The 16,227-nt window shown below is 71.7% G+C and carries 13 protein-coding genes; 4 read left to right on the plus strand and 9 right to left on the minus strand.

From position 1 onward, the window contains the following. Positions 1-144 precede the first annotated feature (144 nt). Both ABT127_RS30635 and ABT127_RS30640 read right to left on the minus strand, forming a co-directional pair. Positions 145-1,389, minus strand: a complete 1,245-nt coding sequence (locus ABT127_RS30635) for a helix-turn-helix domain-containing protein (RefSeq protein ID WP_351456975.1) — start codon at positions 1,387-1,389, stop codon at positions 145-147. Between the two features lie 7 nt (positions 1,390-1,396). Then, positions 1,397-1,909, minus strand: a complete 513-nt coding sequence (locus ABT127_RS30640) for a hypothetical protein (RefSeq protein WP_351456977.1) — start codon at positions 1,907-1,909, stop codon at positions 1,397-1,399. A 610-nt stretch (positions 1,910-2,519) separates the two neighbouring features. Here ABT127_RS30640 and ABT127_RS30645 point away from each other — a divergent pair. After that, the gene (locus tag ABT127_RS30645; RefSeq protein WP_351456980.1) at positions 2,520-3,110 is read left to right on the plus strand and encodes a hypothetical protein; all 591 of its coding nucleotides are present in this window, start codon (positions 2,520-2,522) and stop codon (positions 3,108-3,110) included. Positions 3,111-3,244: 134 nt separating this feature from the next. Here the strand turns inward: ABT127_RS30645 and ABT127_RS30650 are convergent, their stop codons facing one another. After that, the gene (locus ABT127_RS30650) at positions 3,245-4,114 is read right to left on the minus strand and encodes an alpha/beta fold hydrolase (RefSeq protein WP_351456983.1); all 870 of its coding nucleotides are present in this window, start codon (positions 4,112-4,114) and stop codon (positions 3,245-3,247) included. Positions 4,115-4,379: 265 nt separating this feature from the next. Between ABT127_RS30650 and ABT127_RS30655 the strand changes: the two genes are divergently transcribed. Both ABT127_RS30655 and ABT127_RS30660 read left to right on the plus strand, forming a co-directional pair. Further along, on the plus strand, positions 4,380-6,134 hold the full coding sequence (locus ABT127_RS30655) for a PP2C family protein-serine/threonine phosphatase (RefSeq protein ID WP_351456985.1): 1,755 nt from the start codon (positions 4,380-4,382) through the stop codon (positions 6,132-6,134). Further along, on the plus strand, positions 6,131-6,571 hold the full coding sequence (locus tag ABT127_RS30660) for a response regulator (protein WP_351456988.1): 441 nt from the start codon (positions 6,131-6,133) through the stop codon (positions 6,569-6,571). The genes ABT127_RS30655 and ABT127_RS30660 overlap by 4 nt, the downstream gene beginning before the upstream one ends. Here ABT127_RS30660 and ABT127_RS30665 read toward each other — a convergent pair. The 4 genes from ABT127_RS30665 to ABT127_RS30680 form a co-directional block, all read right to left on the minus strand. Then, positions 6,547-8,898 carry an ATP-binding protein gene (locus ABT127_RS30665; protein ID WP_351456991.1) on the minus strand — a complete coding sequence of 784 codons (2,352 nt, stop codon included), beginning with the start codon at positions 8,896-8,898 and terminating at the stop codon, positions 6,547-6,549. The two genes, ABT127_RS30660 and ABT127_RS30665, sit on opposite strands and share 25 nt — an antisense overlap. A gap of 93 nt (positions 8,899-8,991) precedes the next feature. After that, positions 8,992-9,783, minus strand: coding sequence for a phosphatase PAP2 family protein (locus tag ABT127_RS30670; RefSeq protein ID WP_351456994.1), 792 nt, complete (start codon positions 9,781-9,783; stop codon positions 8,992-8,994). A gap of 3 nt (positions 9,784-9,786) precedes the next feature. Next, entirely contained in the window at positions 9,787-10,740 is a 954-nt protein-coding gene (locus ABT127_RS30675; protein ID WP_351456997.1) for a YihY/virulence factor BrkB family protein, read from the minus strand. A gap of 1 nt (position 10,741) precedes the next feature. After that, positions 10,742-12,478, minus strand: coding sequence for a bifunctional phosphatase PAP2/diacylglycerol kinase family protein (locus tag ABT127_RS30680; protein ID WP_351457000.1), 1,737 nt, complete (start codon positions 12,476-12,478; stop codon positions 10,742-10,744). Between the two features lie 201 nt (positions 12,479-12,679). Here ABT127_RS30680 and ABT127_RS30685 point away from each other — a divergent pair, with 201 nt between their 5' ends. Next, a complete protein-coding gene (locus ABT127_RS30685) occupies positions 12,680-13,072 on the plus strand; it encodes a PRC-barrel domain-containing protein (RefSeq protein ID WP_351457003.1) in 393 nt (130 codons plus the stop codon). Between the two features lie 101 nt (positions 13,073-13,173). Here ABT127_RS30685 and ABT127_RS30690 read toward each other — a convergent pair whose 3' ends face one another. Both ABT127_RS30690 and ABT127_RS30695 read right to left on the minus strand, forming a co-directional pair. After that, positions 13,174-14,445, minus strand: coding sequence for an MFS transporter (locus tag ABT127_RS30690; protein ID WP_351457006.1), 1,272 nt, complete (start codon positions 14,443-14,445; stop codon positions 13,174-13,176). Between the two features lies 1 nt (position 14,446). Next, positions 14,447-16,222, minus strand: coding sequence for a condensation domain-containing protein (locus ABT127_RS30695; protein ID WP_502971810.1), 1,776 nt, complete (start codon positions 16,220-16,222; stop codon positions 14,447-14,449). Positions 16,223-16,227: the final 5 nt, after the last annotated feature.

The following is a 16,227-nucleotide window of genomic DNA, read 5'->3' on the forward strand; positions in this document are numbered from 1 at the left end:
CAGGGAAAGCACCACACCTAAGCCATGCTCTGCCTCACCCGACGCCGAGCCGACGTCATCTTCGCCGTGCTCCGCGACAACACCCTCTACCAGCCCCAGCCGACTTCGGTCACATGCCCCAGCAAGCTATCCGCGCAACGAAACCTAACCGGGCGCGCCCTCTCGCGCCTTGAGTCGGTACTCCCCCGGCGGCATTCCGTACACCGACCGGAAGGCGCGGGAAAAGTCAGACGCTCGCGGGAACCCCCAGCGTGCACCCACCGCATGAACCGGCACCTCGGCCTGCCCCGGATCGACCAGCGCCTGCGCGGCACGCTGCAAACGCAGCAAGCGAATGAGCGCGGCAGCCGTCGTGCCCTCAGCGCGGCAGAGGCGCTGCAGAGTTCGCACAGAAATCTGGTGTGCCGCTGCGATGGCGGCGGGCGAGAGGTCCGCGTGCATCAGATTGCGCCGCACATATGCGTGGATACGCAGCGACAGGAGCCGTTCCCGTGAGTCCGCCCGCAGTGCCGCATCCTGCTCAAGCTGGTGGGAAAGTACTGCGCCCACCAGGTCGAGCGTGATGACACCGAGCCGCCCGCAGTTCTGCACGCTCATGGACTCGGATCCGCCATCAATCAGTCCGCGTAGGAACTGCGCCAGCAGCAGGCCGGGGCCTTGGTCGGTCTGCATCGGTGAGGCAATCACGGCAGCGGCCTGTCGTGAAGGTATCGGCAGCAGCCGTCGGGGCAGATGTACCAAGACCGAGGCGGCGCGACCTCCACCTGGCCCGTAGGGCACCGAGCGAGCCTCCAGTGTCTGGGAGCTGTCGCACAGGACAAGCTGCCCGGGTATGAGTTCACAGCTCTGCCCTGCGTGCGCAAGAGACTTACGCCCAGAGGCGATCAACTCCAACTGGTAGGTCTCCGGATCGTTCTGCCTGATCAAGGCCGCGGTCCGTGAAACTGTCTCAGCAGCGCGGGAGACGGTGTTCACACGCACTTCGCCCAGTCCGAGAGCCCTGACGCGCACAGGAAAGGACTCGGTCGCTTTCGGTCGGACGCGAGTCGGCAGTTGGGAGGTAGACGTAAGGTCCATCCACCGCTCGGCCTGCTCCCGTGGGGGAACCACACAACTATCGTAGACGAGCTCCAATTCCGCCTCCTCGCAGTGGCGACAGTCACGTGCATGTTCCAGGTCAGCCGAGGCCGGCAATGATCGCCCCGGGGAACGGGACAAGCTTCGCCACAGACATGATTCACGGCTCCTGGCGTCTCTGACGCCCATTGGGCATGATGCACCGAAAGGGCTGGAATGTAGCTCTCCTCCAGTGAGTTCCTTCGGCATCGATCTCTGCTGATCACAATGGTTCTCCGGGTCAGGACGTCGTCTGACCGATCCAGCCGCCATCCCTCATTCAGCGGCTTGGAAAGGCACCGCGAGACTGTACTTTCGCCGCCCCACACGCGGACTGCGGCTCGTTCTCCACGGCCAGTTCTTTGACGGCGACTGCAGGCCGATGGCCATCCCCATTCGGTGTGACGGTGAAGGTGAAGCACCCCGTCACGAGTGTCTCGCCGGTGAGGAAGACCCCCCGCCCGACGCCCAATAGCTCTGCCGTCACCAGGACGTCAGGACCGTGCCGCTCGATTCCGACCAGGCCATGAGCTGGCTTCTCGTGGGAGAAAAGCCGAGCGATCTCGCTGTCGTCCAACACGCCGTCGGCCGACGCCCCGACGAACTCTTCTTGCCGAGCCTCGGCACCACACCGCATGTCAGCGCGGGCCTTTCCCTCGGCGCGGTCATCCGCCGTGGCCGCCCAGATCCACGCCCCGATGACGCACACGAGAAACAGCACGAGCACAGCCAGGCAGCCGTCGAACAGGCACCCTCTGGCAGTTCCGCCCCGCGTCCCGTCGCGTCTCCCCATGACCTGATCATGCCGGTGCCCGGACCGGATAGGTCGCACGATTCCAAGCCGTCGCTCACTCTGCCCCTGCTCGAAACCTCCGCAGTGGATTTCCCCGTTCGGGCAGTTGGTTTGCAGTTGGCCTGGGCGGCGCCGAAATGGAGGCGTCGCTGTTCGGCTTGAACATGGAAGGTCCAGTACGCCGGGAAGTCGTTGTTGCTGATGACGGCGCGGAGGATGAGGAAGGCCTCGGCGCCCAGGTCGCTCCATCTGCTGACCCCGCGGCTGCTGTCTGTCGAACGCATGGAGGGGTGAACGTCATGCCGTGCGGTATGACCCCAGGGCAGCATCCAGCCGTACGCTGAGCAGCTGCTCAGCGGCCCGCTGTTCTGCAAGATCGGCGGCCTGGTCCGCATCGCTCGGCGGTGCTTGGGGGAACCGGGCTCGGTGAGCGGCGTGGGCGGCGTCACCGGCCTCCACCGCGACCGGCAGCGCGCGCAGTCGGTTGAGGGCGGCCTGCCTGCGCTCGATGCGGATCCGCCGGGCCACAAGCTCTCCAACTTCGGCGCGCTCGGCGGGGCACGTAGCCAACGTGGTCCTCCGCTCGCAGGCGCGCGCCAGCAGAGCCCGGGTGTCCGCACCGCACCGCACCGCGCAGATCAGCCAGGTCGGTGTCGCCGAGGCCTTCGGCCCGCACTGCGACGGCCAGGTCAACTGCGTCGCGCAGCAGCCGCTCGGTGCTCTCCCGGCTCGCGCACATCGGGCAGTGTCCGGCCGCGTCGGCGGCGCCGCAGTTGCAATACGGCATCGCCTGCTGGCGTGCTGCGGCTGCGGCTGCGGCCGCCGTCTGCTCGGCATGCTCGTGCACCCGGCGCTCCTCGATGGCATCCGCCCGTTCTTGCCGCTGGCGGGCATGCTGCGCGCGGCGGCGGACCAAGGCCTCGGGGCCGCCGGCGGTCTGCTCGCACAGGTGCTCCTCGAGGATGCGGCTCCGCTCGACGTCGGTCAGGTGCGGCAACTGGCGGGCGATTCGCTCGGCCGTGGCGTGGCGGCGGGCGCGGCGCAGGTCGATGACGTTTTGACAGTTGTCGCAGTCATCGCTCCAGGCGAACCTGCGGCTCGCCGCGAAGGTGAGGGAGATCGCCTCGGAGAGCCCGCATCGATGCCGAGGTCCCCGAGGCCGCCGGTGATCGCTACGACGAGAAGGGCATGTCGGCCCTGAACAAGTAGAACCCCCGGGTCGCTCCGACAAGCCCAGCGCTCCGTCACCACGACTGCGGGCGAGCACGCCGGCCGGCACCGTACGCCGGCTGACGTGCCCGCCCGCGGGTCCCGCGGAGCCGGTCGGAGAGCGGCTCAGGAGGCCCCGTCGAGGACCTCCCGCAGCCGCCGCGCGAACTCGTCCGGCTTGCCCGGATATCCGAACTCTCCGTCGCAGAAGCCGCCGTGATGGCTCGGGAACACGGTCACCCGCTGCCCGAGCAGTTCGGCGGTGGCGACGGACGTGCGTCCGGTCAGCACGTCCTTGGACTCCTCGCCCACCGCGATCACCACGCGGGTCGGCGCCGCGTCGATCGCTTCGACGTCCGGCCGGTAGTCGCTGACCGCCCACGACCGGTCGGACAGCAGTGGATCGTCACGCGTGCCGTCGTCGTCCGCCGGCATCCCGAAGGCGGCGGGGTCCGCCTCCGGCTGCGCGAAGTACGCGTCGGTGAACTCTCCCTGCCACGACGTCATCACCACGAACGCGGCCATCCCCGCCCCCCACCCCCGCTTCTCGTACGCCTCCCGGACACCGGCCCGCGCCCGCACGGCCGCCGGGCCGTCCGGCGGGAGCGTGATGAGGGGCGGCTCGTGCGCGACGAGGGTGGTCACGTCCCCCGGGTGCTTCGCGACCACCGCGAGTGCGGTCACCGCGCCGCCGCTGCTGGCGAACATCTCGACCGGCCCTGCCCCGAGCGCCTCGATGACGGCGTGCACGTCGTCGGCCTGGGTCTGCGGCGTGTGGTCGACCCGTCCGTCCTTGCGGGTGCTGCGCCCGATCCCCCGCGGGTCGTACGTGACGACCGTCCGCTCGGGAAAGCGCGCCGCGAGCGCGGCGAAGCCGGTGGCGTCCATCGGCTGCCCGATCATGAACAACGGCGGGCGCCCCTCCGCGGTCGGCAACGTCCCGCGAACGTCAAGGACGAGGTCCACACCGGCTGTCTCAAGTACTCGAGTCTCCATGCCCTGGCAGACCGGCGGCACCCTGGAAACTCATCGGCGCGGCGCGCGTCACGTTCCCTGATGAAGCGCCTTGGTCAAGGTGCTGTTGGGGCAGCGCCGAGCTCGTCAGGCGCGGCGACGCCGAAAGGCCCCTCTCGGTGCCGGTGGATCGTGACGGGGCACCACTGCCCTCGGCGCCGTCTGACCTGGGCGTCACCGGGTACAGGAGGGTTGGCGATCAGCCGGGCCGACGGGCCGTCCGGGAGCCTCGTAGGATGATGGCGACGTGACGAATCAACCGCGGACCGACCTGCCACAGCCGCCCGAATGGTGGCAGTCGCTGCACCACATGTGGTTGCAGGCGATGCGCGTCACCGACGTGACCATGATCGCGGACTCGGTCTACGCGTCGCTGGCCGCGCACCCCGCCGTCGTCGTGGTGATCGGCAGCCGCTGGACGTCACGCGGCGGCTCCTACATACGCTCGTTCCGGCCGGGCGACGCACAGGCGATCACCCGACGGCCCGGAGATCCGGACTGGCCGGACAGTGCGGAGTGGCCCCCGGCTCTCGCCGACGGCCGGGAACCGGCGGTGGGTCCCGCGACGGCAGGGGAAGGCTCCCGGCTGGCTCGCGCCGGTGGCGGCACGCACGTGATGGAGTGCGTGTTCCCCCTCGGGCCCGACGACAGCGCCGGGCTCTGGCTGGGACTCTCGGAGTCCGCGACCGAAGCGGACACCCGCATGGTCTGCGCACAGCTCGCCCAGGTGGCCGACGTCCTCATCGCCAGCAACCGGCACCTCCTCATGGAGCGGCTCCACGAGCGCCGACGCGCACGCGACGCGTTCCTGGCGGAGGCGTCGCTCCAGATGGACGCGAGTCTGGACGCGGAGGAGACGCTGCGACGGGTGGCCCGCCTGGCGGTTCCCGCGGTCGCCGAGGGATGCGTGGTGCACCTCGCGTCGGCGAACGGCGGCCTCGCGCCGGTGGCCGTCGCCCATGTGGCGGCCACGGTTCAGCGCTGGCTCAAGCAGTCACCGGACGGCAGCTCCTGGCTCACGGACGTCGTGCACCGCCACGCCTCGCCCCACAGGACCGTCCTGCTGAGCGGCGCCGAGATCGCCCGGGACTCCCTCGAAGAACCCTGGCCGTTCGGGGACGTCGGGGCCATGAGCGTGAGCCCGCTCCAGGCGCGGGGGCGCACACTGGGCACGCTCACCTTTCTGTACGGCCGCGACGACGTCGAGGACGACCATGTGCGGATGGTCGACGACGTGGCCCGCCGGGCCGCGCTGGCCATCGACACCACCACGTTGTACGAGCAGCGGCGCCGGCACGTCGAGGCGCTGCAGCAGTCCCTTCTGCCGCCTCGGCTGCCCCAGGTGGAAGGACTTGAGCTGAGCGCGGCGTACGCCGTCGCCGACGACACGCTCGACGTGGGCGGTGACTTCTACGACGTGGTCGTGTCCGAGGACCGGGTCTGCCTGTTCATCGGCGATGTCTGCGGACGTGGGGCGGAAGCCGCTGCCCTCACCGGCCTGGCGCGGCACACCCTGCGCACGGTGCTGGAGGACGGCGTCGGACCGGGGCCCGCGCTCAGCCGCCTCAACCAGGCGCTCGTACGCGAGAAGACGTCCCGGTTCGTCACCGCCCTCGTGGTCGCCCTGGAGCGCACCGACCGGGGCTGGTCGGCCGAGGTCGCGAACGCCGGGCATCCCTGGCCGCTGTGGCGGCGTGCGGACGGTCGCGTGCAGGCGGTCGAGTCCCGCGGGCTGCTGCTGGGTGTCGTGCCGGACGCCCACTACTCGCCCGAGCGCCTGCACCTGACGGGCTCGGACGCACTCGTGCTCTTCACGGACGGGCTCATCGAGGCCCGGTCCGCCGACGGCACCCAATTCGAAGAACAACTCCCCGAGATCGTGAGCAAGTTCGCCGGGTCGGCAGCCGGTTCGGCGGCAGCCGACCTCATCGCCGCTTCGACGGCGTTCCGGCAGCTCGGCGACGATGACACTGCGGTGCTGATCGCGAAGGTGAAGTCATGAGGACGGACAACGGCGGCGGGCGCACCGCCCGGCAGCTCGACATGGACAGGATCCTCGTCGTGGAGGACTCCCAGGAGGACGCCGAGGCCATCGAGCGCGCACTGGCCCGCAGCCATCCGATGCTGCGCCTGGAGTTCATGGACCGCGGCGAGGAGGTGGCCGGTCGGCTGCTCGCCGACAGCACCCCGCCCGGCGTCGTGCTGCTGGATCTGAACATGCCAGGCATGAGCGGGCACGACGTCCTGGCGGCGGTCCGCGCGCAGCCCGACCTGGCCGCGGTCCGGATCGTCGTGTTCACGACGTCCACAGCCCCGGCGGAGGAGGACGCCTGTCATGCCGCGGGTGCCGACAGCTACGTCTACAAGCCGCTGAACTTCGACCTGTTCCGCACGGTCCTGACCGGAGCGATCGACTACTGGCTCCGCTCCCCCGGCTGACAGATCCAGCCCGGCCCGCCCGGCGCGGGATCCTCACCCAGGGTGAAGCAGAAGGCCGTGCCCCTGCCGGGCTCGCTGTCCAGCCAGACGCGGCCGCCGTGGCGCTCCACGATCCGTCGGACCACGGCGAGTCCCACACCGGTGCCGCCCCCGTGGTCCTGTGGACCGTGCAGACGCCGGAAGAGGTCGAAGACATCCGCCTGGCGCTCCGCCGGGATGCCGATGCCGTTGTCCCGGACCACCACCGCCGGTGCGGCGGCGGTCCCGTCCGGGGCGACCACGTCCTCGACGGTGACCTGCACCGTCCGGTCGTCGCGGTCGGCGGCGTACTTGGCGGCGTTCACCAACAGGTTCAGGAACACTTCGTACAGCCGATCGGGATCCGCGAGGACCGTCGGCAGGCGGTCGGGGCGCAGCAGGCGGACGTGCTCCTCCGCCAGGCGCGCCCCCGCGATCTCGACGGCGGCGTCCAGCGCGTCGTCCAGCGCCACCTCTCGGCGGCTCAGGCCGGCACGACCCGTCCGGGCGTACAGCAGCAGCGAGTTGAGCAGGTCGTCCATGCGGGTGGCCAGGCGGCGCACGGTGCCCAGGCGGCGCACGCTGACGGGATCGAGCCGGTCGGCGGCGTCCTCCAGGGTGAACGTCGCCGCGTTGGAGATCCCGCGCAGCGGTTCCTTGAGGTCGTGCGCGGCGACGTGGGCGAACGAGTCGAGGTCGTCGTTCGTCATGCGCAGCTCGGTGTTGAGGCCGGCCAGCTCGTCCGCGTGCCGCAGCACGAGGCCCGTGAGCAGGCGCCACATCTCCTGCGCGGCCGCCTGATCGCCCGCCGTCCACGGCAGGCTGCGGCCACGGATCACCGAACGGAACACCGCCCCGGAGCCGCGCGGGGTGAGACGCTCGCCCCGCGGTCCGACGAGCACCGGCCGCGCGGGGTCCGCCGCCCACTGCCGGGGCACGGGACGCTCGACGCGCAGCCAGGCGAGGAAGTCGCCGCTGTCGCCGAGCGGGAGAACGAGCACTCCGGCGGGCAGCGAGCCCGTCGTCCGCGGCAGCGCGTCGGCGGCCAGCAGCTCGGGCAGCCGGTCGCTCGTCCACAGCTGTCCGGGCCCCGACAGGGCCGCGTGACGCCGCAGGATCTCCGGCAGTTCGTCGGGCACGTCCTGCCCGATCGCGGTGACCCGGTCCTCGCGCACCACCAGCAGTCCGTCGCCGCGCACCAGCCGGAGCACCGCGTCGGCGTGTTCGAGGAGTGACGTCTCGATGTCCGAGGTGAAGTGCCGGACCACGGTGGCGGCGCGCTCGGCGGACGAGGTGAGCACGTCCGCGCGTTCACGTTCCTCGATGGCGGCGAGTTGCATGGAGAACGCAACACCGAACAGTTCGCAGGCGGACCTGACCTCGGGCGTCAGGTGCGCGGGGGAACCGCCGTGACACGCGATCAGTCCCCACAGCCCGCCTTCGCGCAGCAGCGAGACGGACATGGAGGAACGCACGCCGATGTTGCGCAGGTATTCGAGGTGGAACTCGGACACGGTGCGCAGCGCCGCTCCCGACAGGTCGAGCGGACGGCCGGTGCTCTGGCGCAGCGGCGGATGCAGACGAGCGGTGGCGTCGTCGACGTCCGCGATGACGCGGATCCAGTTCTCCTCGTACAGGCGGCGCGCCTGCGGCGGGATGTCCGTGGCCGGGAACCACAGGCCGAGCCAGGGCTCCCAGCCGTCCTGCACGCTCTCGGCCAGCACCTCGCCCGGGCCGTTCACCTCGTCGAAGCGGTAGGCGACCACCCGGTCGAAACCGGTGAGGGCCCGCACCTCCCGCACGGCGGCCTCGCAGCATTCCTCCACGGTGGTGGCGCCGCGCAGCCTGCGCAGGGCGCGTCGCACCCCGTCGTAGAAGCCCACGGAACCACGGCTGTCGGTACGCGCGACGGGGCGCGGCTCGATCTCGAGGACCACGAGGCCGTCCCGGCGGTGGGCCGACAGGTCGAACCCGTCCCCGGCCCCTGCGGGTCCGGGCGGGATGCGCAGTACGGCCGAGGCGTCGTCGTCCGCGGTGGCCTCCAGCACCTCCTGCCAGTCCTCGTCGGCGAGCACTCTCGTGACGTGCTCCCCGACCAGCTCCTCGGCACGGATCCCGAAGAACGCGTCGAGGTTCTCCGCGGCCACCTCGACCACGCCGTCCTGCGGGCGGGCCGCCACGACCGTTCCGTACGACTGGACACCGCCCAGCAGATGGATCTCCTCGCGGACACACTGGGACAGGTCGAACTGCGCCGGCACGGACGCCTCGGCCTCACGGGTTCGGGCCGACAGCCACTCCTCGTACATGCACGCATCATGCACTGCGCCGCGGCGAGCGGCGCGGTCACGGTGCCGATCCGCCACCGGTCGCCGTCCGCGCCGCTGCCGCCCGGTCGGGTGTCATGCCTGGGACCGCTCGGGGTGTGCGGCGGTCCGTTCGGTGCGCAGCTCGGGTTCCAGGCCCTGCGCCAGGGGCGTCGGCCGCAGACCGGCGTCCGTCCGCCACGCCTCGAAGGCCCAGGTGGTCAGGGTGACGACGGCGGCCCCCAGGAGCCAGCCGCCCACGATGTCGCTGAACCAGTGCACGCCCAGGGCGACGCGGGTGAATCCGACACCGAGGACCGAGAGCACGGCGAGCGCCCAGCACACGGGCCGCCAACGGCGCGGGACGAGGGACAGGGCGACCAGCAGCAGGACGGCGCACGACGTGGTCGCCGTCATCGCGTGGCCCGAGGGGAACGAGTAGCCGGGGGCGTGCGCCACCGGGTCCGCCAGGGACGGCCGGGCCCGTTCGACCAGGAGCTTGGCCCCCAGCCCGATCAGACCGCCGGCCACCGCGGTCGTCGCCGACCAGGCGGCCAGGCGCCACGCACGCCGGTACAGGAGCCACAGCGTGACCACCAGGACCGCGCCGCGCAGTGTCAGCGGGTCCCAGACCCAGTTGGACAGGACGCGCAGCGCCTGGGTCCACGCCGGATGGTCCGTCGCGACGGCGTGCAGGCGTCGGGCCGCGCTCTCGTCGACCCGGTGCAGCGGCGTCCACCGGCTCTCGACGAGGACGACCAGCAGGGCGAAGGGGGCTGCCGCGAGCGCGGCGATGGTCGCCGCGCCGGTCAGACGCATGACGAAACGCCGGTCGGCCACTTGGCGACGGTGTTGTTGGAGACGACGGGCGCCGGCGCGCACCACCATGGTTCAGACTCCCGGGTCGGGTTGGATCGGTTCGGGCCGCTGGCCCCGGACGGCCTCCAGCTGTGCGGCGAAGGAGAGTCCGAGGAACAGGGCGATGGAGGTGAGGTACGCCCAGAGCAGCAGGGACATGAAGGCGCTCAGCGGGCCGTAGACGGTGTCGAAGGAGCCGCTGAGGTTCAAGTACATGCTCAGGGCCCAGGTCAGCAGGGACCACAGCACGAGGTAGACGGCCGCGCCGAAGGCCAGCCAGGTGTATCCGGGCTGGACCCGTCGTGGTGAGCGCCGGAAGATGACGCTGGCCGAGAGCAGGGCCAGGAGCAGGCCGAGGGGCCAGCGGAGCAGGTTCCAGGCGGTCGATGCGGTGCCGCCCAGGTGGTACACGGTGGCAGCGGCCTCGAAGAGGTCGTCGCCGGCGACCGCCATGATGAATCCCAGTCCGAGCGGCACACCGGCGGTCAGCGCCATCAGCAGGCCGCGGGTGTACTTCTGCGCGAAGGGGCGGTCGCGTTCGCAGCCGTAGATGCGGTTGGCTCCTCGCTCGATCTGGCACATCGCCGTGGTGACGTTGACCAGCGAGAAGATCAGGCCGAACCAGAGGGCGAGCTGGTTGCCGTCTCCGGCGTGCTGCCGGCTGCGGTCCAGCGCGTCCTCGACGACCGAGGCGCTGGGGCCCTGCGAGATGCGGTGGATGGTGAGTTCGGCCATCTGTCCGACGCTCTCGGTGTGCACGGCGGTGGAGAGTCCGACGAAGGCGATCGAGAGAGGCACCACCGACAGCACGGTCTGCAGGGCGAGGGCGCGGGAGTGGCTGAAGCCGTCGGCGTAGCGGAAGCGCATGAACGCGTCGCGCAGCAGTGGCCAGCGGCCGTACCTGCGCAGCGTGGCGAGGGCCTCGTCGCCGGAGAGTTCGTCGCCGGCCATGTCTCGCGTCGTCGGCACCCGGGTCGCGGTTCCCACGTCAGTTGCCTCCGGAGGGCAGCATCACGGTGAGCGCCCCGGGTCGCACCTCGGCGCGCAGCACGCGTCCCGGAGCGACCGGGTCACCGTCGATCTCCCGGGGCTGTGCCGTGTCGAACTGCACCTCGGCCTGCCGGAAGGTGAAGTATTCGACCGGTCCGGCCGGGGCCCGCGTGCCGTCGGGCTCGCGCTCGGCCGGCCGGGAGGACGCGGTCGTGCGGAGCAGGGTGTTCAGGGTGCGCAGCCAGCCCCACGGGCCGTGCGGGTCGAGGATCAGCAGGTCGAGCATCCCGTCGTCGGGCCGGGCGGCCGGGACGAGGCAGATGCCGCCCTGGAGCGTTCCGACGTTGGCGATCAGGACCATGCGGGCGGTGCGGTGCAGGGGCTGCTCCCCGTCGAGACGCAGCGTCAGTTCCATGCGCGGGGAGCGCACTTTCCTGAGGACGGCCAGGGCGTAGGCGAGCCAGCCGATGACGGCCTTGGCACGGCTCCCGGTGGTCTTCATCACCGCCGCGTCGAGGCCGGCTCCGGACATCGCGGCGAAGTGGGTGGCGGGGAGACCGTCGCCCTCGACGCGGCCCAGGTCCAGGCGGTGGGCGGTGCCCCCGAGCGCGCTGTCCAGGGCCTTCTTCGGGGTCAGGGGAAGGTGGAGGTTGCGGGCCAGCAGGTTGCCGGTGCCGCAGGGCACGACGGCGAGTCGTACGTCGCTGTCCGCGAGGGCGTCGGCGGCCGCCTGTACGGTGCCGTCGCCGCCGCAGACCACGATCAGGGAAGCCCCCGCGTCGCGGGCCTCGACGCACTGGCCGCGGCCCGGGTCGTCCGCGGTGGTCTCGACGAGACGGGCGTCGGCGTATCCGTGGCGGGACAGGCTCTGCCGCACGGTGTCGAGGACGGCCGCGTCGGCGGAGAGCGGGTTGTAGACGACCACGGCCGGGCCGCGCCGCTGCCCGTCGGGCGCGGGGGCGGCCGCCTGCGCGGGGACGCCTCCGGCCGCGTCGTCCTTCGTGTCGCGGGTGAGGACGGCGCGGCCGACGATCAGCAGCGACAGGGAGCCGTTGAGCATGCCGCCCATGACGTCGGTCGGGTGGTGCATGCCGCGGTACAGCCGCGCCGCGGCCACCAGCAACGGGAGCAGCAGCAGGGCGTATCCGACGGCCCTGCGCCAGGGGCCCCGTGTCCGGGAGAGCACCAGGACGGCGAGGCCGGCGTACAGCGCGGTGGCCGCCCCGGTGTGACCCGAGGTGTAACTGGAGGTGGGCGGGGAGGCGTCGAGCCGGTCGACCTCGGGCCGGTTCCGGTCCACGGCGAGGGTGATGAACAGGAACACCAGCGACTGGAGCGCCACGCCGACGGACAGGAAGACGGTCTCGCGCCATCGTGCCCGACGGGGGATCAGTACGAGCCCCAGGCACACCAGCACCGTGATGATGATGATCGTGAGCGTGTTGCCCGCTTCGGAGGCGACGAAGGAGACGTCGGTGAGTGCGCCGGTCCGTATCCTTTCGAGCCCTTCGTCCACGGCGTCCTCGTGCGCGAGGGGCCACAGTCCGCGGGCGGGACCCGTGATCAGCAGGCCCAGGCCGATCATCAGCCCTGTCTGCACCGCCGTCAGCAGGGCGATGCGCACGGCGGACCGGCCGACGGCGCCGGCGACAGCCGCCCGGGGAGAGCGCCCGGTGCCGGGGCGTACGCGGTCTTCCGCTCCGCTGGCCGGTCTGTCCGGTATGACGGCTGGCATCGAGTCCCCCTGGGTCGTTCTGGACGCATCGTCGTGGTGGAGCGGCGGATCGTCCGATCGCTGCTCCGGAGATGCCCGTATGCCCGCTCGACGCGTGCGCAGACCTCGTGCGGATCCGGTGTTTACGAAGTGCTCCTCGGGCCACCTGGACGGAGGCGGACGGGCAGTCCGCCGGAAGACGATCCGCACGGAGGTCTGACGATGACTGAGAACATCTGGAACTACCCGACCACCGCGGGCCACACGGTGGACGCGGATGTGACGGGCTACAAGGTCGAGGCCACGGACGGGCACATCGGGAAGGTCGACAAGCACTCCGACGACGTCGACTCCCAGTACATCGTCGTGGACACGGGTGTCTGGATCTTCGGCAAGGAGGTGCTGCTGCCTGCGGGCACCATCACGTCCGTCGACGCGGAGGCGCGCACGATCCACGTCTCCCGCACCAAGGACGAGATCAAGAGCGCCCCGGAGTTCGACAAGGAGAAGCACCTCGGCAACGCCGAGTACCACCAGGAGATCGGCACCCACTACGGCTCGCACCGTGCCCCCGGCACCGGTTCGACCGGCCCCACCGGGCCTGGCCGCATCTGACGTCAGGCATGGTTCGCCGCATGAGCCGCACACGGACACGGCCGAGGGGCCGGCATCACAGGTGATGCCGGCCCCTCGGCAGGTGGTGCCACCGGGCCGGTCTAGCCGTCCGCCGGTGCCAGTCGGGCCGGCGACGAGGGGACGGCTTCCCGGGGTTCGCGTCCCAGGCGCCGGACGGCGGGGACGAGCAGCATGACCGTGAGGAGGACGACCGCGACCGCGGAGGAGAACTCCAGGACGTGCGCCGCGCCGAACGCCTCGGCGGCGGGTCCCGAAAGGGCGCGGCCGAGGGGGATGACCATGATGGAGCCGGCGACGTCGTACGCGGAGACCCGGCTGAGGACGGCGAGCGGGATGTGCGTCTGGATGCTCGTCGCCCACATCACCCCCCAGAACGCGAATCCGCAGCCGCCCAGCACGTGGGCGGCGGCCGTGGCGGCGAAGGGCCAGCCGAGCGCGGGGGCCAGGGGATTGAGCGCGAACATCAGCATGGCGAGCGCCCCGGCGACGACCGGCTTGCGGGGGCGGGCGCGCAGCCCGAGGAGGCCGCCGATGATCGTGCCCGCGCCGTCCGCGGAGGCGATCCATCCGTATCCGTTCGCGCCGTGCTGCTCGGTGATGAGCGCGGCGCCCAGCGGCAGCGCGGGACCGAAGACGAAGAGCCCGAAGACCGACCAGATGAGGATGACGCTCCACAGCCAGTCGCGGGAGCGGAACTCCCGCCAGCCGACGGCCAGTCGGTGCCAGATGGGCGCGGTCTCCTCGTCGCGGTGGGTGGCGAGGCGGCGCAGCGGAAGCAGCCCGAGGGCGCTGACGGCGTAGGCGGCGGCGATCACCGTGTAGGAGCCGGCGACGTCCCAGTAGGCGACGAGCAGACCGGCGAGGCCGGGGCCGAGCAGGGCGCTCATGGCCTCGGAGACGCGCAGCAGGGCGTTGGCCCGCTGGATGTCCTTCGCCACCTGCGGCACGAGACCGGCCAGGCCCGGTTGGAACAGGGCGGTCGCGGCGCCGCTGAGCGCCATGAGCGTCATGATCTGCCACAGCATCGGATCGCCGAAGGCGAGGAGCGCGGCCATGAGCAACATGGCGATCATGCGCAGCAGGTCGGCGGCGACCATCGTCGTCTGCGGGGAGAAGCGGTCGGCCAGCACTCCCCCGACGAGAACGAGCAGCACGATGGGGGCCATCCACGCGGCGAGCGCGTAGCCGACGCCCGAGGGGCCGAAGCCGGTGGCGAGCACGGCGGTGGTCAGCGACACCATCAGCATGCCGTCGGCCAGCAGCGAGGCGCTGCGAGCGGTGAAGAACAGCCGGAAGGGGGCCGAACGCCAGGGGCTGGGCGGCGGCGCGTCGGGGTCGTCGTCGATGGTCATGTCACATCGGCCGGTGGCGGCCGTTCCCTTCGGTGAGGACGGGCAGCCGGTGCCACGCCGCGGTGTCGGTGGTGTCGTGCGGTGCGTTCGGGACGATCACGTAGTGGTGGGGTGCGAGGAGTTCGGATCGCCGGGCGACCTGCGCCATCAGCGCGGTGTGGACGGCGTGCGGGGTCGGTGTGCGGTCGTCGGGCGCCGCCGCGACGAACGCGACCAGCCGGCTGCCGCTTCCGTCCGGCGCGGCACCGGCGGGGCCGTCCGTGACGGCGACATGGGCGGGGAGCCTGCCCGCCGCGTCGCTCACGGCCCGCTCGACCGCGGTACGGGAGATCCAGCAGTCGTCGACCTGGTGCCAGTCCGCGTCGCGGGAGGCGGGACGCACTCCGGTGAGGTCGGTGAGTGCTTCGAGCGGCACGTCCGCGTGCGCGGCGGCCTCCAACAGGCGGACGAGTCCGGTGAGTTGTTCCTCGGCCTCCTCGCGGGTGAAGAGGGCGGGGTCGGCCCACATCGACAGGCGCAGGTCGGGCTCGACCGCGTGGACGAAGGTGAGCAGGCGGGTGGGCAGCTCCTGCTCGGGCCCCCAGGTCAGGGAGAGTTCGTCGGAGGCGTCGTCGCGGGCCGATTCCGCCGTGCCGACGGAGGTCGCGGGCACGCTGCTCACGTCGTTGAACACGACGTCGCGGGCGAAGCGGCTGCCGCGTTCGCGGGTGACCGAGTCGATCGTCTCCCACAGCTGTACGGAGTCGAACCTGCTGTGCCGGTAGGCGTCGAGGGCCGCGCCCCACGTCCTGCGCAGCACGGCGTCGAAGGTCGGGCCGCTCATGTCGAGGCTGAGCAGGGCGTCCTGGGACAGGGTGGTCACGCTGCGGGCGAGTCCGGACCGGTTCCGGTTCGAGGTCGGCGCCGCGGCGACGCAGGTGCGCTGGCCCGCCCGGTGTGCGGCCAGGGTGCACCAGGCCGCGAGCACAACGGTCGGGGCGGGGCTTCCGGTGCGCAGGGCGACGGCGCGCACGGCCCTTCCGGCCCGCGCCGATCGCAGGGAGAGCTGCGCGGTACGGGAGTCGCCGGCCCGCAGTCGTGGTTCGGCGAACATCGCCTGGGGCGCGGTGCGCAGTACGCGTTCCCAGTAGCGCAGCGATGCCTCGCTCTTGCGGCGTCCTGCCGACGAGGTCTCCTCGGCGGCGAGGTCGAGCGGGGTGAGGGCGGTCGGGGCGGGCAGGGCAGTGCCCGTGACGAGGGTGTGCCATTCGTCGTGCAGGATCGCGAGCGCGGTGCCGTCGACCGCGGCGTGGCTGGCGGCCAGGGCCACGTGGGTGACGACCCCGTCGCGGGTGAGCAGGGTGAGGCGCAGCGGGAAGTCGCGGTCGAGCCGGAAGCGGCCGTGGCGGGCGTTCCGGGCCACGGACTCGGCGTACCGGTGCGGTTCCCCGGGGCCGGCGGGGTGCGGGCGCTCGGTGACCTCGAAGGTGCCCTCGGCCGCGACGTGTTGTTCGTCGGGCAGCTCGCCGGGGCGGTGCGGGAAGGTCGTGCGCAGGGCCTCGTGCCGTTCCACGAGGGCGCGCAGGGCGTCGATGGCGGCTTCCGCGGAGGTGCCGTCCGGTGCGGGCCACACGTCATGGATGTTGATCTGCACGGGGTCGTCGCGCAGGATGCACCGGATCATGTTGGTCTGCCCGGCCGCGAGGGGGCCGCTGCGGGGGGCTCCCGCGGTGAAGGGGACGGTGTGTGCGCGTTCCCTGTCGGCGGTCTCCGGCGCACGCTCGGCGTGGACGTACATGCGGG

It is taken from the genome of Streptomyces sp. NPDC001904, from assembly GCF_040297005.1.
GTDB lineage: Bacteria > Actinomycetota > Actinomycetes > Streptomycetales > Streptomycetaceae > Streptomyces.